At 67.6% G+C, this 18832-nt stretch carries 18 protein-coding genes and 2 tRNA genes; 11 read left to right on the top strand and 9 right to left on the bottom strand.

The window, feature by feature from the left end; all coding sequences use genetic code 11:
* Nucleotides 1-12 precede the first annotated feature (12 nt).
* Nucleotides 13-834, top strand: a complete 822-nt coding sequence (locus A7U43_RS20475) for a DoxX family protein (protein WP_067998882.1) — start codon at nucleotides 13-15, stop codon at nucleotides 832-834.
* Nucleotides 835-838: 4 nt separating this feature from the next.
* Here the strand turns inward: A7U43_RS20475 and A7U43_RS20470 are convergent, their stop codons facing one another.
* Nucleotides 839-1180 (bottom strand): PH domain-containing protein, encoded by a 342-nt coding sequence (locus A7U43_RS20470; RefSeq protein WP_067998880.1) that lies wholly within the window; start codon nucleotides 1178-1180, stop codon nucleotides 839-841.
* Nucleotides 1181-1500: 320 nt separating this feature from the next.
* Here A7U43_RS20470 and A7U43_RS20465 point away from each other — a divergent pair, with 320 nt between their 5' ends.
* Genes A7U43_RS20465 through ilvC form a run of 3 tightly spaced genes read left to right on the top strand, consistent with a single transcriptional unit; the run spans nucleotide 1501 to nucleotide 4912 of the window.
* Nucleotides 1501-3351 carry an acetolactate synthase large subunit gene (locus A7U43_RS20465; protein ID WP_067998877.1) on the top strand — a complete coding sequence of 617 codons (1851 nt, stop codon included), beginning with the start codon at nucleotides 1501-1503 and terminating at the stop codon, nucleotides 3349-3351.
* Nucleotides 3351-3857 carry an acetolactate synthase small subunit gene (ilvN, locus tag A7U43_RS20460; RefSeq protein ID WP_067998875.1) on the top strand — a complete coding sequence of 169 codons (507 nt, stop codon included), beginning with the start codon at nucleotides 3351-3353 and terminating at the stop codon, nucleotides 3855-3857. Before A7U43_RS20465 ends, ilvN begins: the two co-directional genes overlap by 1 nt.
* A 53-nt stretch (nucleotides 3858-3910) precedes the next feature.
* The gene (gene ilvC / locus A7U43_RS20455; protein ID WP_197500084.1) at nucleotides 3911-4912 is read left to right on the top strand and encodes a ketol-acid reductoisomerase; all 1002 of its coding nucleotides are present in this window, start codon (nucleotides 3911-3913) and stop codon (nucleotides 4910-4912) included.
* A 54-nt stretch (nucleotides 4913-4966) separates the two neighbouring features.
* Here ilvC and A7U43_RS20450 read toward each other — a convergent pair whose 3' ends face one another.
* Both A7U43_RS20450 and A7U43_RS20445 read right to left on the bottom strand, forming a co-directional pair.
* Complete coding sequence (locus A7U43_RS20450; RefSeq protein WP_067998871.1) at nucleotides 4967-5392, bottom strand: hypothetical protein; 426 nt, start codon at nucleotides 5390-5392, stop codon at nucleotides 4967-4969.
* Between the two features lie 34 nt (nucleotides 5393-5426).
* Nucleotides 5427-6857, bottom strand: coding sequence for a phytoene desaturase family protein (locus tag A7U43_RS20445; RefSeq protein ID WP_231963363.1), 1431 nt, complete (start codon nucleotides 6855-6857; stop codon nucleotides 5427-5429).
* Nucleotides 6858-6934: 77 nt separating this feature from the next.
* On the opposite strand from A7U43_RS20445, the gene serA reads away from it, so the two are divergent.
* From serA to A7U43_RS20430, 3 genes are read left to right on the top strand one after another with little or no spacing between them, the layout of a single operon-like run.
* Nucleotides 6935-8521: a phosphoglycerate dehydrogenase gene (serA, locus tag A7U43_RS20440; protein WP_067998867.1), complete on the top strand. Its 1587-nt coding sequence runs from the start codon at nucleotides 6935-6937 to the stop codon at nucleotides 8519-8521.
* The gene (locus A7U43_RS20435) at nucleotides 8518-9540 is read left to right on the top strand and encodes a 3-isopropylmalate dehydrogenase (RefSeq protein WP_067998864.1); all 1023 of its coding nucleotides are present in this window, start codon (nucleotides 8518-8520) and stop codon (nucleotides 9538-9540) included. The genes serA and A7U43_RS20435 overlap by 4 nt, the downstream gene beginning before the upstream one ends.
* A 5-nt stretch (nucleotides 9541-9545) precedes the next feature.
* On the top strand, nucleotides 9546-10133 hold the full coding sequence (locus tag A7U43_RS20430; protein ID WP_067998862.1) for a hypothetical protein: 588 nt from the start codon (nucleotides 9546-9548) through the stop codon (nucleotides 10131-10133).
* 60 nt (nucleotides 10134-10193) lie between these two features.
* On the opposite strand, the gene ahpD is transcribed toward A7U43_RS20430, so the two are convergent.
* The 3 genes from ahpD to A7U43_RS20415 form a co-directional block, all read right to left on the bottom strand.
* Nucleotides 10194-10730, bottom strand: a complete 537-nt coding sequence (ahpD, locus tag A7U43_RS20425; RefSeq protein ID WP_067998860.1) for an alkyl hydroperoxide reductase AhpD — start codon at nucleotides 10728-10730, stop codon at nucleotides 10194-10196.
* On the bottom strand, nucleotides 10730-11317 hold the full coding sequence (locus tag A7U43_RS20420; RefSeq protein ID WP_067998858.1) for a peroxiredoxin: 588 nt from the start codon (nucleotides 11315-11317) through the stop codon (nucleotides 10730-10732). Before A7U43_RS20420 ends, ahpD begins: the two co-directional genes overlap by 1 nt.
* Before the next feature lie 144 nt (nucleotides 11318-11461).
* Entirely contained in the window at nucleotides 11462-12652 is a 1191-nt protein-coding gene (locus A7U43_RS20415) for an MFS transporter (RefSeq protein ID WP_067998855.1), read from the bottom strand.
* Between the two features lie 129 nt (nucleotides 12653-12781).
* Between A7U43_RS20415 and A7U43_RS20410 the strand changes: the two genes are divergently transcribed.
* From A7U43_RS20410 to A7U43_RS20395, 4 genes are all read left to right on the top strand, one after another.
* A complete protein-coding gene (locus A7U43_RS20410; protein ID WP_067998853.1) occupies nucleotides 12782-13594 on the top strand; it encodes a fumarylacetoacetate hydrolase family protein in 813 nt (270 codons plus the stop codon).
* Between the two features lie 2 nt (nucleotides 13595-13596).
* On the top strand, nucleotides 13597-15048 hold the full coding sequence (gene gltX / locus A7U43_RS20405; RefSeq protein WP_067998851.1) for a glutamate--tRNA ligase: 1452 nt from the start codon (nucleotides 13597-13599) through the stop codon (nucleotides 15046-15048).
* 116 nt (nucleotides 15049-15164) lie between these two features.
* A tRNA-Gln gene (locus tag A7U43_RS20400) sits at nucleotides 15165-15236 on the top strand.
* Nucleotides 15237-15330: 94 nt separating this feature from the next.
* Nucleotides 15331-15403: transfer RNA gene (locus A7U43_RS20395), tRNA-Glu, on the top strand.
* A gap of 66 nt (nucleotides 15404-15469) precedes the next feature.
* Here A7U43_RS20395 and A7U43_RS20390 read toward each other — a convergent pair.
* The 3 genes from A7U43_RS20390 to A7U43_RS20380 all read right to left on the bottom strand — a co-directional run bounded on the left by A7U43_RS20390 (nucleotide 15470) and on the right by A7U43_RS20380 (nucleotide 18775).
* A complete protein-coding gene (locus tag A7U43_RS20390) occupies nucleotides 15470-16675 on the bottom strand; it encodes a DUF1501 domain-containing protein (protein WP_067998849.1) in 1206 nt (401 codons plus the stop codon).
* A 23-nt stretch (nucleotides 16676-16698) separates the two neighbouring features.
* Nucleotides 16699-17967 (bottom strand): DUF1800 domain-containing protein, encoded by a 1269-nt coding sequence (locus A7U43_RS20385; protein WP_068003275.1) that lies wholly within the window; start codon nucleotides 17965-17967, stop codon nucleotides 16699-16701.
* Between the two features lie 106 nt (nucleotides 17968-18073).
* On the bottom strand, nucleotides 18074-18775 hold the full coding sequence (locus tag A7U43_RS20380) for an IclR family transcriptional regulator (RefSeq protein WP_067998847.1): 702 nt from the start codon (nucleotides 18773-18775) through the stop codon (nucleotides 18074-18076).
* Between the last annotated feature and the right edge of the window lie 57 nt (nucleotides 18776-18832).

Below are 18832 nucleotides of genomic sequence, written 5' to 3'. Positions count from 1 at the left end.
ACGCTGGCATTCGTGACCGCTGAACCTCAAAACCTGACCGACTGGCAACGGCCGGCGTCGGCGCAGTTGGTCGACCCCGAAGAAGACCTGCCCTCGTCGACCTACGGGGGAGACTTCGAAACAACCGCCATCCCGCGCTACGGCGCCGATGGCTCATCCAAGCCCGAGCAGTCGCCGTTTGCGCTGCTCAACGATCCCGAGCCGCTGCCCTATGTGTCCCCGGCGCAGCACAACCCGTACGCCGCGGCACCGGCCGCCCCGACCGAGATCGGCCCGTACGACGCCGAGCAGCAGATCCGCAATGCCGGGCGGCGGGGCACCACCGACCTGGGCTTGATGCTGCTGCGGGTCGGTCTGGGCGCACTGCTGATCGTGCACGGCCTGCAGAAGATCTTCGGATGGTGGGGTGGCGCGGGCCTGAGTGGTTTCGAGGGTTCGCTGGCGGACCTGGGTTATCAGCACGCCGGCCTGCTGACCTATGTGGGCGCCGGCGCGCAGGTCGCCGCCGGTCTGCTGCTGGTGCTGGGGCTGTTCACCCCGCTGGCCGCGGCCGCCGCACTGGCCTATCTGGTGAACGCGCTGCTGGCGTCCATCGCCGCCGGGCCCGGCGTGGGCTTCGTCGACTTCGTCGTGCCGAGCGGACATGAGCACCAGGCCACCCTGGTCCTGGTTGCCGCGGCGCTGACCCTGACCGGTCCGGGGCGCTACGGCCTGGACGCCGGCCGGGGCTGGGCCCGGCGGCCGTTCGTCGGATCGTTTCTGGCGTTGCTGCTCGGCATCGGTGTCGGCGTCGGGATGTGGGTGCTGCTCAACGGCGCCAATCCGCTGGGCTGACGCGTCACGCGTAGGGGTTGGGGACCCGTCCGCCGCTGGCCGCCGTCAACAACGGCAGCGTCGCGAACGTCACTGCGGGAAGGGTCATTTCGCTGCCGTCGCGCAGCCGTGCCCGGGCCCACGACGAACGGGTGAAGCGCAGGCCCTCGATCTCGGTCCACGGCACGGTCCGGCTGCTCAGCAGCGTGCGTGCGCTCACCGTGTCCCGGTCGGCCACCGTGCGGTAGCGGACGATGGCCGCCGACACCAGCACCGGGAGCACGAACAAGACCTGCGTCCAGCTCGGCCACACGAACACCAGCGCCGCCAGCCCGAGGAAGAGGAAGAACACCGCGAAGTGGGCCATCGGGGAGATGCGGATGACAAGCGGGGAGGGGGCACTCACCCCGACATCTTCTCATCGCGGGTGTGACCGGCCGTTCCCCCAGGGCGCCCGCCGGCGGCAATTTGACCTTTGAGCAGTGCGGCGGCTACCGTCAGGTGCTATGCACACCCCGGACAAGCTCGTAGTAATTGGTTGGCGCGTTGATGCCGCGCTAGCTCTCTGCCGGGCTTAGCCAACAGCATCGACGCGCCAACCCTCGTACAGCGGACTCCGCTGACGGGGGTTTTTTGCTGTCACCGAACGTCACAACCTGAAGATCAACCCGAATCAATGAGGAAAAAGTGAGCGCACCCACCACGCGTCCGCCGGAGTCCACCCCGCGCGGGAATGGCGTCCAGGCCCCGGCCAAGGCGCAGTCGAAGGCCAATGTCGTTGCCCCGCAACAGATGACTGGCGCCCAGTCGGTTGTGCGGTCGCTGGAAGAGATCGGTGTGGAGGTGATCTTCGGCATCCCCGGGGGAGCCGTGCTGCCGGTGTATGACCCGCTCTATGACTCCGAGAAGCTGCGGCACGTTCTGGTCCGCCACGAGCAGGGCGCCGGACATGCCGCCAGCGGTTACGCCCACGCCACCGGCAAGGTCGGGGTCATGATGGCGACCTCGGGCCCGGGTGCCACCAACCTGGTGACCCCGCTGGCCGACGCCCAGATGGACTCCATCCCGGTGGTGGCCATCACCGGGCAGGTCGGGCGGTCGCTGATCGGCACCGACGCGTTCCAGGAAGCCGATATCACCGGCATGACCATGCCGGTCACCAAGCACAACTTCCTGGTGCGTTCGGGCGATGACATCCCGCGGGTGATCGCCGAGGCCTTCCACATCGCCCAGTCCGGGCGGCCCGGCGCGGTCCTCGTCGACGTCCCGAAGGACATCCTGCAGGGTGAGTGCACGTTCTCCTGGCCGCCGGTGATGGATCTGCCGGGATACAAGCCCAACACCAAACCGCACAGCCGTCAGGTGCGCGAGGCCGCCAAACTGATCGCCGAGGCACGCAAGCCGGTGCTCTATGTCGGCGGCGGCGTCATCCGTGGCGAGGCCACCGAAGAACTGATGGAACTGGCTCAGTTGACCGGTATCCCGGTCGTCACGACCCTGATGGCCCGCGGCGCATTCCCCGACAGCCACCCGCAGCACATGGGTATGCCCGGTATGCACGGCACCGTCTCGGCGGTGGCCGCGCTGCAGAAGAGCGATCTGCTGATCGCGCTGGGCACCCGGTTCGATGATCGGGTCACCGGCAAGCTGGACTCCTTCGCGCCCGAGGCCAAGGTGATCCACGCCGATATCGACCCCGCCGAGATCGGTAAGAACCGGCACGCCGATGTGCCGATCGTGGGCGATGTGCGCAACGTCATCCGCGATCTGCTGGAGATACTGCGCCGGGAGAACGTCACCGCGGCGTCGCTGGAGCTGGGCAACTGGTGGGAGTACCTGTCCAGCATCAAGGCGACCTACCCGCTGAGCTACGGTCCGCAGAGCGACGGCAGCCTGAGCCCCGAGTACGTCATCGAGAAGCTCGGCCAGATCGCCGGACCGGAGGCGCTCTACGTCGCCGGCGTCGGCCAGCACCAGATGTGGGCCGCGCAGTTCGTGAAGTACGAGAACCCCAAGACGTGGCTGAACTCCGGCGGTCTGGGCACTATGGGCTACGCGATCCCGGCCGCGATGGGGGCCAAGTTTGCTCGCCCGGAGGCCGAGGTCTGGGCCATCGACGGTGACGGTTGCTTCCAGATGACCAATCAGGAGCTGGCCACCTGCGCCCTGGAGGGGGCGCCCATCAAGGTCGCGCTGATCAACAACGGCAACCTGGGCATGGTGCGCCAGTGGCAGACGCTGTTCTACGAGGAGCGCTACAGCCAGACCAACCTGTCCACCCACAGCCACCGGATCCCCGATTTCGTGAAGCTGGCCGAGGCGCTGGGTTGTGTCGGATTGCGTTGTGAGCGTGCCGAAGACGTCGAGGACGTCATCAACCAGGCGCGTGCCATCAACGACCGGCCCGTGGTGATCGACTTCATCGTCGGCGCCGATGCGCAGGTGTGGCCGATGGTCGCCGCCGGCACCAGCAATGACGAGATCCAGGCTGCGCGCGGTATCCGCCCGCTGTTCGATTCCGAGGAAGGGCACGCCTGATGACGATCTCCACCCATACCCTGAGCGTGCTCGTCGAGGACAAGCCCGGCGTGCTGGCGCGGGTCGCGTCGTTGTTCTCCCGGCGTGGGTTCAACATCCAGAGCCTCGCCGTCGGCGCCACCGAGCAGAAGCACCTGTCCCGGATGACGATCGTCGTCGAGGTCGAGGACTTCCCGCTGGAGCAGGTCACCAAGCAGCTCAACAAGCTGATCAACGTGATCAAGATCGTCGAGCAGGACGAGGCGCAGTCGGTCTCGCGTGAGCTCGCGCTGATCAAGGTGCGCACCGACGCGACCACCCGCAGCCAGGTGATCGAAGCGGTCAATCTGTTCCGTGCCAAGGTGGTGGACGTGTCCACCGAGTCGCTGACCATCGAGGCCACCGGCACCCCGGAGAAGCTCGAGGCATTCCTGCGAGTGCTCGAGCCGTACGGTATTCGGGAAATCGTGCAGTCCGGCATCGTCTCGCTGTCGCGCGGACCGCGCGGCATCGGCACCGCCAAATAGCTTCACCAACGGATCAAAGAGACAAAAGAGAAGGAAATTCAGTGGCAATCGAACTGTTCTACGACGACGACGCGGATCTGTCGATCATTCAGGGCCGCAAGGTCGCGGTGATCGGCTACGGCAGCCAGGGCCACGCCCACTCGCTGTCGCTGCGTGACTCGGGCGTGCAGGTCAAGGTCGGCCTGAAGGAGGGCTCGAAGTCCCGCGTCAAGGTCGAGGAGCAGGGCCTGGAGGTCGGCACGCCGGCCGAGGTCGCCAAGTGGGCCGATGTGATCATGTTGCTCGCGCCGGACACCGCGCAGGCCGAGATCTTCACCAAGGACATCGAGCCCAACCTCGAAGAGGGCAACGCGCTGTTCTTCGGGCACGGCCTGAACATCCACTTCGGCCTGATCAAGCCGGCCGAGAACATCACCGTCGCGATGGTCGCCCCCAAGGGACCCGGCCACCTGGTGCGCCGGCAGTTCGTCGACGGCAAGGGTGTGCCCGCCCTGATCGCCGTCGCGCAGGACCCCAAGGGTGAGGGCCAGGCGCTGGCGCTGTCCTACGCCGCCGCCATCGGTGGCGCGCGCGCCGGCGTGATCAAGACCACCTTCAAGGAAGAGACCGAGACCGACCTGTTCGGTGAGCAGGCCGTGCTGTGCGGTGGCACCGAAGAGCTCATCAAGACCGGCTTCGAGGTCATGGTCGAGGCCGGGTACGCCCCCGAGATGGCCTACTTCGAGGTGCTGCACGAGCTCAAGCTCATCGTGGACCTGATCTACGAGGGCGGCATCGCCCGGATGAACTACTCGGTGAGCGACACCGCGGAGTTCGGCGGCTACATCTCCGGTCCGCGCGTCATCGACGCCGGCACCAAGGAGCGGATGCGCGCCATCCTGTCCGACATCCAGGACGGCACCTTCGTCAAGCGCCTGGTGGCCAATGTCGAGAACGGCAACACCGAGCTCGAGGGTCTGCGCAAGGCGAACGCCGAGCACCCCATCGAGGTCACCGGCAAGAAGCTGCGCGACCTGATGAGCTGGGTCGACCGGCCGATCACCGAGACTGCCTGACGATTTGTGGAGTCTTAGCCGTACTCATTGCGGCTAAGACTCCACAAATCGCGGCTACGGCGTCGCCTCGTGGCCGTCGCGGCCCTTGGTGCGGCGGTCTGCCTTCATCTCGGCCTCGAACACGTGGCGCTTGCCGTCCATCAGTTCGTCGCGGACCCGCTTCTCGTGCTCACGCAGCCGCGACCAGTAGTCATCGTCGAATTCCTCGACCACCTGGAACGTCCACCGGCCGCGAATGACGTTGCGGCCGACCATGTCCTCGGTGAGCCGGTCAGCGACCTCGGGGTGCCCGGCGTCACGCAGCGCGTCGGCAGCCTCGCCGAGCAGCAGGTCGGCATGCCCCATCAGTTGGTGAAACGAATACAGATGCCCGCGCGCCCGCTCGACGTACTCCAGGGCCTCGGACACCTTGCCGACGGCTTCCACGGTGTCGTCGGAGGTGCCGTGCGGGCGGGCATGCGCTTCGTCGAGATCCGCCATGGTCCGTGGGGTACCCACCGTCGCCGGCTTTCACTCAGGGCGCGAGGTCGGGCAATTCCCGGATGCCGAACTCGCGTTTCAGCACGGTCCGCGCGGCGTAGAAACCGGCCATGCCGTGTACCCCGCCGCCGGGCGGTGCTGCCGAGGAACACAGGTAGGCCTTCGGGATCGGGGTGGACCACGGATTCCAGCGCGGGGTGGGGCCGGCGATCGCGCTGCGCATGTTGTTACCGCCGACGCCGATATCGCCGCCGACCAGGTTGGCGTTGTGCTCGGAGAGTCGCGCGGCGGGCACGCTGCGCACGGCCAGCACGAGATCGCGGAATCCGGGAGCGAACCGTTCGAAGATGTCGGTGACGGCCTCGGCCATGTCCACCGTCGAACCCGACGGCACGTGGGCATATGCCCACAGTGGCCGTCGGCCCCGGGCGTCGACGCGGCCCGGGTCGGCGATATGCGGCAGCGCCGCCAGCACCATCGGCCACTCGGCATGCCGGCCGGCGGCGATCTGCTTCTCGGCCAGCGCCATCTGAGATCGGCTGCCGCCCAGGTGCAGCGTCGGGGCCTGGGCCAGCCGGGCATCACGCCAGGGGATTTCACCGGAGAGCACAAAGTCGACCTTGGCGATCCCGGGGCCATACGTGTAGCGCTGCAAGGCTTTTGCGTACTTCGATGGCAGTGACGAGCCGTAGATGGACAGCAGCGCGGTGGGCGAGGTGTCATAGAGCACGACCCCGCCCGGGGCTGTGGTGACCTCCTCGCCGAGCACGAGTTCGCCGCCGTGGTCGAGCAGATCGGCGATCAGCGCATCGGGGATGGCCTGTGATCCGCCGACCGGAATCGGCCAGCCAACCGCGTGCCCGAGTGTTGCCAGCATCAGACCGGCGCCCGACGACACCAGTGACGGCATCGTCGAAATCGTGTGCGCGGCAACACCGGTGAACAAAGCGCGGGCGTCCTCGCCGCGCAACGCGCCCCACAGTGGGCTGCCCTGGGTCAGCAGTCTGGGTGCCACCTTGAGCGCCGCGGTGATCGACGGCGGCAGCGAACGCTTGTCGCCGAGCAGCAACCCGACCACCCCGTCACAGTCGGCGGCCAGCGGTCCCAGCAGCCGCCGCCAGGAAGCACCGTCGGACAGTTCGGCCGCGGTGCGTTCGATATCGCGGTAGCCGATCGCGGCGGGGCCGTCCGGCATCGGGTTGCCGTAGGAGATCTCGGGCACCGACAACCGCACACCACGGGCCTGCAGGTCATAGGCGGCGAAGAACGGTGACGCCAGCGCCAGCGGGTGCACGGCCGAACAGATGTCGTGGCTGACGCCGTCGAACTCCGGGTCGGCCACGGTGCGTGCGCCACCTCCCGCCGTGGTCTGTGCCTCGATGACACGCACCGACAATCCGGCCCGGGCGAGGATGACGGCTGCGGTCAGCCCGTTGGGGCCGCTTCCGACGATGGTGACGTCCACCACTCCAGTAGACAGCATCGCCGTCGACCGCACGTGGCGTGTCGGGCGCGCGGGGGCACGCACTAGGCTGTAGCGCCGTGAGTCTTCCCGTTGTACTGATCGCCGACAAGCTTGCCGAGTCGACCGTCGCCGCCCTCGGCGACCAGGTCGAGGTCCGCTGGGTGGACGGCCCGGACCGTCCGAAGCTGCTGGAGGCCGTCGCCGACGCGGACGCGCTGCTGGTGCGCTCGGCGACCACGGTGGACGCCGAGGTCATCGCCGCCGCGCCCAAGCTCAAGATCGTCGCGCGCGCCGGCGTCGGCCTGGACAATGTCGACGTCGACGCGGCCACCGCCCGCGGCGTGCTGGTGGTCAACGCCCCGACCTCTAATATCCACAGCGCCGCCGAGCACGCGCTGGCGCTGCTGCTGTCGGCCGCGCGCCAGGTCCCGGCCGCCGACGCCACGCTGCGTGCGCACACCTGGAAGCGGTCGTCGTTCTCGGGCACCGAGATCTTCGGCAAGACCGTCGGCGTGGTCGGCCTGGGCCGGATCGGCCAGCTGGTCGCCGCGCGGCTGGCCGCATTCGGCACCCACGTCGTCGCGTACGACCCCTACGTGTCCACGGCGCGGGCCGCGCAGATCGGGATCGAACTGCTCAGCCTCGACGAGCTGCTGAGCCGTGCGGACTTCATCTCGGTGCACCTGCCCAAGACCAAGGAGACCGCGGGGCTGCTCGGCAAGGAGAACCTCGCCAAGACCAAGCCCGGCGTCATCATCGTCAACGCCGCGCGTGGCGGTCTGATCGACGAGCAGGCCCTGGCCGATGCGATCACCAGCGGGCATGTCCGCGCCGCGGGTCTGGACGTCTTCTCCACCGAGCCCTGCACCGACAGCCCGCTCTTCGAGCTGCCGCAGGTCGTGGTGACCCCGCACCTGGGCGCCTCGACCGCCGAGGCGCAGGACCGGGCCGGCACCGATGTCGCCGCCAGCGTGAAATTGGCGCTGGCCGGTGAATTCGTGCCCGACGCCGTGAACGTCGGCGGGGGAGCCGTCGGCGAGGAGGTGGCGCCCTGGCTGGACCTGGTCCGCAAGCTCGGCCTGCTGGTCGGCTCGCTCGCCGAATCTGCGCCGGTGTCGCTGACCGTGCAGGTCCGCGGTGAACTGGCGTCCGAAGATGTTGAGATCCTGCGGCTCTCGGCGTTGCGGGGCCTGTTCTCCGCGGTCGTCGACGAGCAGGTGACCTTCGTCAATGCCCCGGCGCTGGCCAAGGACCGCGGGGTGACCGCCGAGATCAGCACGGCCAGCGAGAGCCCCAACCATCGCAGCGTCGTGGATGTCCGCGCGGTCTACGCCGACGGGGGCGCGCTCAACGTGGCCGGTACCTTGTCGGGCCCGCAGCTGGTCGAGAAGATCGTGCAGATCAACGGTCGCAACCTGGACCTGCGCGCCGAGGGTTACAACCTCATCGTCAACTACACCGATCAGCCCGGCGCGCTCGGCAAGATCGGCACCCTGCTCGGTGGCGCCGAGGTCAACATCCTGGCCGCCCAGATGAGCCAGGATGCCAGCGGTGAGAGCGCCACCGTGATGCTGCGCCTGGATACCGATGTGCCCGAGGAGGTGCGCGCCGCGATCGCCTCGGCGGTCGGCGCCACCACACTGGAAGTGGTCGATCTGTCATGACATCTCTCAATAAATTGGCCGTCATCGCCGGTGACGGCATCGGGCCGGAGGTCATCGAGCAGGCGCTCCGCGTCCTCGATGCGGTGCTGCCCGGTGTGGAGCGCACCGAGTACGACCTGGGAGCGCGGCGGTATCACGCCTCGGGCGAGTTGCTCACCGAGGAGACCATCGAAGAGTTGCGTGGCTATGACGCCATCCTGCTCGGCGCGATCGGCGATCCGTCGGTGCCCAGCGGAGTGCTGGAGCGCGGTCTGCTGCTCAAGTTGCGCTTCGCCCTGGACCACCACGTCAACCTGCGTCCCGGCCGGCTGTATCCCGGTGTCACCAGCCCGCTCTCGGGTGTGACCGGCATCGACTTCGTCGTGGTCCGCGAGGGCACCGAGGGTCCCTACACCGGTAACGGTGGCGCGCTGCGGGTCGGCACACCGCACGAGGTGGCCACCGAGGTGAGTGTGAACACCGCCTTCGGCGTGGAACGCGTCGTGCGCGATGCGTTCGCCCGCGCGCAGAACCGCCGCAAGCACCTGACGCTGGTGCACAAGACCAATGTGCTGACCTTCGCGGGCAGCCTGTGGGCCCGGGTGGTGGCCGAGGTGGGGGTGGCCTACCCCGACGTCGAGGTGGCCTACCAGCACATCGACGCCGCGACCATTCACATGGTCACCGACCCGGGACGATTCGACGTCATCGTCACCGACAACCTGTTCGGCGACATCATCACCGACCTGTCGGCGGCGGTGTGCGGCGGTATCGGGCTGGCCGCCAGCGGCAATATCGATGCGACGCGCACCAATCCGTCGATGTTCGAGCCGGTGCACGGCAGCGCACCCGATATCGCCGGCCAGGGTATTGCCGACCCGACGGCCGCGGTGATGAGCGTGGCGCTGCTGCTCTCCCATGTCGGCGAGGACGCCGCCGCGGCGAGGGTGGACAACGCGGTCTCCGCGCACCTGGCGAGCCGGGGCGAGGCCAAGCTGTCGACCACTGCGGTCGGCGACCGGATCCTGTCGCTGCTGTAACGCGGGTGGCCGCCGTCGCGACGCTGAGTCGGCAGTTCCGGCTGTTCGCGATCGGTTCGGCGTTCTTCGCGATCGCGACGGTCCCGGGACTGGCCGCGTCGATCGGCTCCGGTGCCGCCGACGGGCTGTGTTTCATCGGATCGTGGTTCTTCACCACGGCCGCGTGGATGCAACTGGCACTCTCCGAAGCCGACCGCGGATCCGACCGCGGTCTCGGCTGGTGGTCGGCGGCCGTCCAGTTCGCGGGCACCGTCCTGTTCAATGTCAGCACCGGGGCATCGGTGTGGGCGCACACCGTCCATGCCGAGCGGCGCGAGGTGTGGGCTCCGGATGCGACGGGTTCGTTGGCGTTCCTGATCAGCGGGGTGCTGGCGGTGATGGTGGTCGGCTGGTGGTCACCGAGATCGGTGGACTGGCAGGCGGGCTGGATCAACCTGATTGGTTGTATCGCGTTCGGGATATCGGCGGTGGCGGCGTTCGTGCTCAAGACCGGAGCCACGGTGGACCAGCCGCTGGCGAATCTGGGCACCTTCGTCGGGGCGCTGTGCTTTCTGAGCGCGGCGCTGCTGATCGGGCGGCGGCACCCGACCTGACGAGCAGACGCAAAGGGCCGCAATTCCACCCGGAAAAGCGGCCCTTTGTGTCTGCTCGCGCTAGGAGACCGCCGCGAGCGCGTCCGCCGTCGACAACGCCTGGGCCACACCGGCGACGATGGAGGCCAACCGGATAGCCTCGAAGATCACGGTGCGGTCCACTCCGGCATCGCGCAACACCGACTCGTGCGCGGCCAGGCAGTGCCCGCAGCCGTTGATCGCCGATACGGCCAGCGACCACAGCTCGAAATCGGTCTTCTCGACACCGGGATTGGCGATGATGTTCATCCGCAGGCCCGCCCGCAGATCGTCGTAGCGACCGTCGAGCTGTCCCTTGGTGCGATAGAACACATTGTTCATGCCCATGATGGCGGCCGCGCCGAGGGCGGCGTTGTAGGCCTCGCCGGACAGCACGTCGAGCGCATCCTCGGCGATCTCACGAAGCAGCCGTTGGGATTTGGTGGCCGAAGCGGTGGCCACCAGTGCACCCCACAGTTGCTGCTCGGTGAGCTCGGTGGTGCGGGCGATGGTGCCCAGGTTCAGTTTGAGGTCCTTGGCGTATTCGGGCAGCGCGTCTTTGATGTTGTCGAGGCTCATCAGACCGCTTCGGCCAGTAGTTCGCCGGCGTCGATCGTCGGGTCGCCCTTGCGCCAGTTGCAGGCGCACAGTTCGTCGGACTGCAGCGCGTCGAGTACCCGCAGCACCTCCTCGACGTTGCGGCCGACCGAGCCGGCGGTGACGGACACGAACTGGATCTCGTTGTTCGGATCGACGATGAAGGTGGCACGGTCGGCCACGCCGTCGGCGTTGAGCACACCGGTCGCCGTGACGAGTTCACGCTTGAGATCCGACACCATCGGGAAGGGCAACTTCTTGAGGTCGTCATGCTGTGCGCGCCACTGGAAGTGCACGAACTCGTTGTCCACCGAGACGCCGAGCACCGCGGCGTCACGATCCTCGAAATCCTCGTTCAACTTGCCGAATGCCGCGATCTCGGTGGGGCAGACGAAGGTGAAATCCTTGGGCCAGAAGAAGATGATGCGCCATTTGCCGTCATGGTCGGAGCTGGTGACCCGGGTGAAGTAGTCATCGGGCTTCTTCGCATCGACCTTGCTGAGATCACCACCGATGACGGCGGTCAGGTCGTAAGAGGGGAATTGGTCGCCGATCGTCAACAAGGGCATCGTCCGGTACTCCTTAAAATCTGGAATAGATCCAATGTGCATGTCGATTCTGCAGCCTCGGCCGGGCGACGACAAGCCGTGTTGCCGTGATGGTCACCACAGCGGCGGACCTCGAGGTGGCGCTGAGAGTTGTTCTGAGATGTGCTATTTGGCGAGCGGACGGGGCTCGGTGGGCACCAACGGGAACGCCGCCAACGGGCACAGTGCACATATCGCGAAGGCGACCGGGAAGCCGGCGAGTGCGATCAGTCCGCCGAACAGCGGCGACCCGATGGCGGTCGCGAGATGTTGGCTGGTGTTCTGGGTCCCCAGCGCGCGCCCGCTCCAGAACGGGCCCGCAATCTCGGCGATGGCGGTGAACGCCAACCCGTTGTCGGACACCGTCACCACGGCCGCGACGACCATCAGGACGATGCTCGCCGGAGAGTCCAGCAGGTCGGTGAGAGCGAGTAGCGCCATCGTCACCGCGGCGGCGGCGGCGATGGAACGGATGGGCCGAAGCCGCGATCCGACGAGATCGGACCACCGGCCGGCGGCGATCCGGCCGCCGGCACCCAGTACCTGGGCGACGGTCACCAGGGTGCCGGCCGAGGCCGCCGACCAGCCACGCTCGGTCATCAGCCAGACCAACGTGAAGGTCCACAAGAAGCCTTGCGGGATCACCAGCAGGACCGAGACCGCGTGGATGCGCCACAACATCGACGATCCGCGATACGGATTGGCGAGGTGCTCGGCCGGCGCCTCGGCGCGGGGCGGCCGAGGCGGATCGAGGACGCCGACGGCGCAGATCACCGCGGACAGCACGCATACCGCCGCGGGAAACAGCAAGGCGGTCGCCACGCCCTGGCTCTCGGCGACCCGGGGGATCACCAGCGCGCCCAGGCCGACACCGAGTGGGGTCGCGGTCTGCCGGATACCCATGGCCAGGCCGCGCTGGTGCGGCGGGAACCAGCCGACCACGACCCGCCCGCTCGCCGAGTTGCTGCTGGCGGCGGCCATCCCGCCCAGTAGCAGGAACGCGCCGACGGCGAACAGCGAGTGCACCGAGGCGGCGCCGAAGGCGAACGCGGCGGTCAGCGCCGAGCCGACGGTGAGGACCAGTCGCTCGCCGACCCGGTCCACCAGCCATCCCCAGGCGATGAGCGTGAGAACAAGCCCGAAGCTCGGCATGGCCGAGAGCAGTCCCGCCGCAGCCAGGTCGACGCCGCGCTCGCTGTGCAGGGTGGGGATGAGGAACGCGGCGCCGTTGATGAACACGTTGGCGCACGTGGTCGCTGTCAGGGCGATCACCAGCATGGACCACCGCCGCGCGGTGCTGATCGACGACGTGGCCATAGCGCCATGGTGCCACGCCGATCCCATGATATTGAACTATCATCTCACTATATGGAACACCGCGGTGTTGTGCAGGGGCGGGCCGACGCCCGGCGACGGTGGGGTGGGGGGCCTCACTAGGCTGAACGCATGCGCCTCGGTCGAATTGCCAGTCCTGACGGGGTCGCCTTCGTGGTCATCGAGGGCGACTCGAACTCCGACGCGGTATGCCGCGAGATCGCCGAGCAGTACCTGTCGCGGAACCCGACTTTCACCGGCCGCAGTTGGCCACTGGCCGATGTGCGACTGCTGGCCCCGATCCTGGCCAGCAAGGTGGTCTGTATGGGCAAGAACTACGCCGCGCATGCCCTGGAGATGGGTGGTGAGGCGCCCGAGGATCCGGTGATCTTCCTCAAGCCGAACACGGCCATCATCGGCCCCAATGTCGCCATCCAGTTACCCGCCGACGCGCATCCGGTGCACCACGAGGGCGAACTGGTGGCCGTGATCGAGCGGCCCTGTAAGGATGTGCCCGCCGCGAAGGCCGCGGACTACATCCTCGGCTACACGATCGCCAACGATGTGTCCGCCCGCGATCAACAAAAGAAGGACGGCCAGTGGATGCGGGCCAAGGGCCATGACACCTTCTGCCCGGTCGGTCCCTGGATCGAGACCGACGTCGACCCCTCCGGGCTCGACCTGCGTACCGAGGTGATCCACCGGGCCGAGGACGGTTCGGTCGGGGAGATCGAGGTCCGGCAGAACAGCAATACCGCGCTGCTGTTGCACGATGTCGGCGCCATCATCGAATGGGTGTCGGCGGTCATGACGCTGCTGCCCGGTGACCTGATTCTGACCGGGACCCCCGAGGGGGTCGGCCCGATCGAGGACGGCGACATCGTCAGCATCACCGTCGAGGGTATCGGCACCCTGTCCAATCCTGTTGTGCGTAAAGGAAAATAGCGATGACCGTACGGGTACGTTTCTGCCCTTCACCGACGGGCACCCCGCACGTCGGGCTGGTCCGCACCGCGCTGTTCAACTGGGCCTACGCCCGGCACACCGGTGGCGCCTTCGTCTTCCGCATCGAGGACACCGACGCGGCGCGGGACAGCCAGGAAAGCTACGACGCGATCCTGGACGCGTTGCGCTGGCTCGGCATGGACTGGGATGAGGGCCCGGAGATCGGCGGGCCGCACGAGCCCTACCGGCAGTCTCAGCGAACCGATCTCTATCGCGAGGTGATCGCCGAACTGCTCGCCGCCGGCGAGGTGTACGAGGCCTACTCCACACCCGAAGAGGTCGAGGCCCGCCATGTCGCCGCCGGGCGCAATCCCAAACTGGGCTACGACAATTACGACCGCAACCTCACCGACGAGCAGCGCGCGGCCTTCGCCGCCGAGGGCCGCAAACCCGTGCTGCGGTTACGGATGCCCGACGAGGACCTCACCTGGAACGATCTGGTGCGCGGTGAGACCACCTTCGCCGCCGGCGTGGTGCCCGATTTCGCGATCACCCGGGCCAGCGGAGATCCGCTGTACACCTTGGTCAATCCCGTGGACGACGCGTTGATGAAGATCACCCACGTGCTGCGCGGTGAAGATCTGCTGCCGTCCACGCCGAGACAGATCGCGTTGTACCAGGCGCTGATCCGGATCGGTGTCACCGATAGCATTCCCGAGTTCGCCCACCTGCCAAGCGTTCTCGGCGACGGCAACAAGAAGCTGTCCAAGCGTGACCCGCAGTCCAACCTGTTCCTGCACCGCGACCGGGGTTTCATCCCGGAGGGGCTGCTGAACTATCTGGCGCTGCTGGGCTGGGGGATTGCCGACGATCGCGACCTGTTCAGCCTCGACGAGATGGTCGCGGCCTTCGACGTCGTCGACGTCAACTCCAATCCGGCGCGGTTCGACCAGAAGAAGGCCGACGCCATCAACGCCGAACACATCCGGATGTTGGCGCCCGAGGATTTCGCCGCCCGGCTACGCGCCTACCTGGACGCGCACGGCCACGACACCGGGCTGGACGACGCCGGTTTCGCGGTGGCGGCGGCGCTGGTGCAAACCCGCATCGTCGTGCTCGGCGATGCGTGGGAGCTGTTGAAGTTCTTCGACGATGCCAGCTATCTGCTCGACGAGAAGGCGGCGGCCAAGGAGCTCAAGGCCGAGGCCGCTCCGGTGCTCGATGCGGCGCTGGCGGCGCTGGCGGCCGCGCCGCAGTGGACGACAGCCTCGATCGAGGAAGCGCTCAAGACGGCGCTGCTGGAGGGTCTCGAGCTCAAACCGCGTAAGGCGTTCGGTCCGATCAGGGTCGCGGTGACCGGCGCGACGATCAGCCCGCCCCTGTTCGAGTCGATGGAGTTGCTGGGTCGTGACCGCAGCCTGGCCCGGTTGCGGGCCGCACGGGGTGGGGTGTGAAAAGTGGCTCCGATTCTTTGGTAATCTGTTCGTCGGCCCGAGAAGCACAGCGGAGACAACCTCCGCGCCGCTGATTGGGTCGGCCGATGCCTTGACCTGCGGTGATGGGCATCAAATGGGGTATGGTGTAATTGGCAACACTAGGGATTCTGATTCCCTCATTCTAGGTTCGAGTCCTGGTACCCCAGCTGCAATGAGCGCTCGCACGATGAGCGATCAGAGCACTACCGGTGATTAGGTCTGCTTACGCTCCTGAGCTATGCTGGCTCACCGGAAGTTCTAGCCCCCGTCGTCTAGCGGCCTAGGACGCCGCCCTCTCACGGCGGTAGCGTGGGTTCGAATCCCATCGGGGGTACACCGTGAAGTCCCAGGAGAAATCCTGGGACTTCTCTTTTTGTTCCGGTGTTCCCTGACCGTGACATCACAGGAAGCCGACGGCTTTGCGGCCAGGGCCGACCGACGGCTCAGGATCGGTGCCCAGGGTCGTGTCGAGCAGTTCGTGATAGATGTCTCGAAAATCGGTTGTGGTCTTGAGGTCACCGTCCTGGAGATCGGTGAGGCTGGGGGCGTCGCCGTAGAAGCCGCCACGCACCGGTTCCCCGACGATCAGTACCGGACCGGAGGTGCCGTGATCGGTGCCCTGGGTGGCGTTGGCGGCGACCCGGCGGCCGAACTCCGAATAGATCATTGTCACCACGTTGCGGCCATAGGCGCTGTTACGCATCTGCTTGAGGAACGGCGTCACGGCGTCGTTGAGAGCGGTGAGCAGTCGCTGTTGGTCACCGCGCTCGTTGGCGTGGGTGTCGAATCCGCCGAGCGAGACCATGTAGACCCGGGTGGGCACCCCGGCGCGCACACATTGGGCCACCAGTTCGAGATCGTCGGCGAGTTGCTTGCCGAGATCGGTGGCCGCTGTCTGGGGCAGCGGGCTGTCGGTGAAGGTCCGGAACGTGTCATCGGTCGTCCGGTAGGCCCGGTAGTCGGCACGCACCGCCGCCATCGCGTCGGTGTCGTGCGGGTCGGGCGCGCTCATCGCGTCCAGAACCATCGACATATCGTCGGGCATCTTGGGAATGGTCGCCGAAAGCCCCGCCGCTACGTGCTTTTCGCCGATGGCCATCGGCGGCAATATCGTGCCGATGTTCACCGCACGCAACGGGTCGTCTCCGCCGGCGTCCAACCAGCGGCCGATCCAACCCGTGGCGGTCGGATCCTCCGGGGAGGCCGACTGCCAGATGTCCATCGAGCGGAAGTGGCTGCGGTCCTGTTTCGGGTAGCCCACCCCGCGGATGATGGCCAGGTTGTCGTTGTGCCACGCGGCCGAAAGGCCGGTCAACGCGGGATTCAGCCCGAAGACACCGTCGAGGTCGATCGCCGAGTCCGGGCCGAACGCCAGATTCCGACGCGCGTCGTAATACGCGTCGTCGGTGTAGGGGATCACGGTGTTCAGGCCGTCGTTGCCGCCGTAAAGCGTCAGTATCACCAGGATTCCGGCGTCGGCGGGCAGCGGCTGCTGTTCGGCGCGGTCGAATATCTGGGGCAGGGTGACCGCCGCGCCGGCCGCGGCGGCCAGCCCGGCCGCGCCCGCGCTGGCGAGCAAGAACCTGCGTCGATTGATATCCGGCATCTGTTCTGTTCACCCCACCTTCGTCACACCGTGAGGTACTCGGGCGTGTTGACGGCCGCGGCGACCAACCGGTCCGGCTTGTCCGTCAGTGGTTTCAGGGCCGCGGCCGTCGAATCGGACCAGGCGCCGATACCGAGCAGATATCCCGCGGCGTCGATCCGGTCGGGGGCCGGGGCGTCCTGCACCGTCGAGAGATCACCCATCGGGACGAACCGGTCGGCCGCCCAGACCCGCGCGGCCGCACTCGTATTGGACAGCCACACCCGGCCCTGCGGCCAGCCGTCGACATCCGGTGGCGCAAACGGCCGCTGGCCCATCACCTTGAGCACGACATCGCAGGCCGTCAGGGTGTTCGCGGCGTCCAGTGGCACCGTCAACGAGCGCAGCATCCCGATCAACCATTCCACCGGCGTCACCACGGCGGTGCCGGCGCCGGCGATGAAGTCGGGGTCGACAAAAATGGCCTTGGTCAACGCCTTCAGATCCCGGTTCGGGCCGTAGGCGGCGACCAACCGGTCCGAGGTGGCCGCGCCGGGGTCGGCGTCGGTGGCCAGCAGTCGCCACAGCTTGTTCGTGACAAAGCGGGCCGAGGCGGGGTGGCCGAGCACGATATCGCAGAACTCGGTGTCTCCGTGCGGGCCGGTCACGCCGAGAACCGTCTTGGTACCCCCGTCGTGCTGCGCCGATACCACCACCGTGCCGTCGCCCAGGGTGTCGACGCGTCCGGTGAGCGCTCGGGCGCCCTCGCGCACATCGGCTTCGGTGTACCCGTTGTCGTGACCGAGCGCGAAGAGCTCCATGAACTCCCGGGACAGATTCTCGTTCGGCGACTCCTTCGTGTTGCCCAGCCCGTCGAGCCAGCGCAACATCGCGGAGTCGGTCAGCATCGCGTATGCCAGGTCGCGAAAATCGCCGAGCGCATGCCTGCGCAGGGTTTGGTTCTGCTCCGCCATGAACTCGGCCGCCACCACCTTCTCCGCCGAGGTGGCGAAATGGTTGTGCCAGACGAAGGTCAGCTTCTCGTGCAGGGGTTGGCGCACCGCGACCATCCGGCGGATCCACCATCCCGACAGGTCCTGCATCTGCGCCAGCATCTCGTTCACGAAGGGTGCGGTGGCGGCTTCGCTGGCGGGCAGTGCCGGGGTCGAATAGGAGCGCATCGGTGTCGCGATGGCGCCGGGGTCGGACGCCGGGTCGAGGGCGAGCACCGCGTCCAGGTAGGCCGCCCGATCTTGGCGCACCACGGCGTCGATGTCGCGCCCGGTCGCACCGAAACCGGACTTGCGCAGCATCCGCGCGGTCGCCAACCACTGCGGTGATTGTGAACCCGTGATCGACACCTCCGGCCAGCGCCGTTGCGCTCGTGGTGTCGAGAATAGGACCCGGGTGCGACGTTTGCTAGAGCCGGCGGGTCAACGCTTCGGAGGCGGCCAGTAAATCGGCGGCCCATCGGGCCCCGGGCCGGCGCCCCATCCGGTCGATCGGCCCGGACACCGAGATGGCGGCGATCACCGCGCCGCGTACGTCGCGCACCGGGGCGGACACACTGGCGACACCGGATTCCCGCTCGGCGGCGCTTTGCGCCCAACCCCGCTTGCGTACCTCCGCGAGGGTGCGTTCGGTGAATTTGGCGGTCGTGAGCACCGCTTGCTGGGTGGCGCTATCGCTGTAGGCCAGTAGCACTTTGGCGCCGGAGCCGGCCGTCATGGGCAGGCGGGTGCCGACGGGAACGGTGTCGCGCAGCCCGACCGGAGGTTCCAGGGAGGCCACGCACACCCGAGAGGTGCCCTCCCGGCGGTAGAGCTGGACGCTCTCGCCGGTGAGTTCACGCAGCCGGGGCAGGACGGCGGCGCCGGCCGCCAGTAGCGGATCGTTGACCTGCCCGGCCAATTCGGTGAGCGCCGGACCCAACCGCCAGCGGCCCTCCTCGTCGCGGGCGAGCAGGCGGTGCACCTCGAGTCCGGCGGCCAGCCGGTGTGCGGTGGCCCGGGGCAGGCCGGTGCGCTCGCACAGTTCGGCCAGACCGCATGGTGACTCGGCCACCGTGTGCAGCACGCCCACCGCTTTGTCGAGGACGCCGATACCGCTATCCTGTCTCACAGGGAGATACTAGCGTCCCGCATCGTGAGATTGCCAGCCCGTCACGGCAGGACGCCC

Origin of the sequence: Mycobacterium adipatum (assembly GCF_001644575.1) — a bacterium.
Taxonomy (GTDB): domain Bacteria; phylum Actinomycetota; class Actinomycetes; order Mycobacteriales; family Mycobacteriaceae; genus Mycobacterium; species Mycobacterium adipatum.
Note: the sequence above shows the minus strand (reverse complement) of the source record. Positions and strands in the feature narration are given on the sequence as shown.

Coding starts and splice junctions, on each gene's coding strand:
- A7U43_RS20470 (WP_067998880.1), bottom strand. CDS start 1,180: ATGGCCCACTTCGCGGTGTTCTTCCTCTTCCTCGGGCTGGCGGCGCTG.
- ilvN (WP_067998875.1), top strand. CDS start 3,351: ATGACGATCTCCACCCATACCCTGAGCGTGCTCGTCGAGGACAAGCCC.
- A7U43_RS20450 (WP_067998871.1), bottom strand. CDS start 5,392: ATGGCGGATCTCGACGAAGCGCATGCCCGCCCGCACGGCACCTCCGAC.
- A7U43_RS20435 (WP_067998864.1), top strand. CDS start 8,518: ATGACATCTCTCAATAAATTGGCCGTCATCGCCGGTGACGGCATCGGG.
- ahpD (WP_067998860.1), bottom strand. CDS start 10,730: ATGAGCCTCGACAACATCAAAGACGCGCTGCCCGAATACGCCAAGGAC.
- A7U43_RS20420 (WP_067998858.1), bottom strand. CDS start 11,317: ATGCCCTTGTTGACGATCGGCGACCAATTCCCCTCTTACGACCTGACC.
- A7U43_RS20415 (WP_067998855.1), bottom strand. CDS start 12,652: ATGGCCACGTCGTCGATCAGCACCGCGCGGCGGTGGTCCATGCTGGTG.
- A7U43_RS20410 (WP_067998853.1), top strand. CDS start 12,782: ATGCGCCTCGGTCGAATTGCCAGTCCTGACGGGGTCGCCTTCGTGGTC.
- gltX (WP_067998851.1), top strand. CDS start 13,597: ATGACCGTACGGGTACGTTTCTGCCCTTCACCGACGGGCACCCCGCAC.
- A7U43_RS20390 (WP_067998849.1), bottom strand. CDS start 16,675: ATGCCGGATATCAATCGACGCAGGTTCTTGCTCGCCAGCGCGGGCGCG.
- A7U43_RS20385 (WP_068003275.1), bottom strand. CDS start 17,967: ATGCTGCGCAAGTCCGGTTTCGGTGCGACCGGGCGCGACATCGACGCC.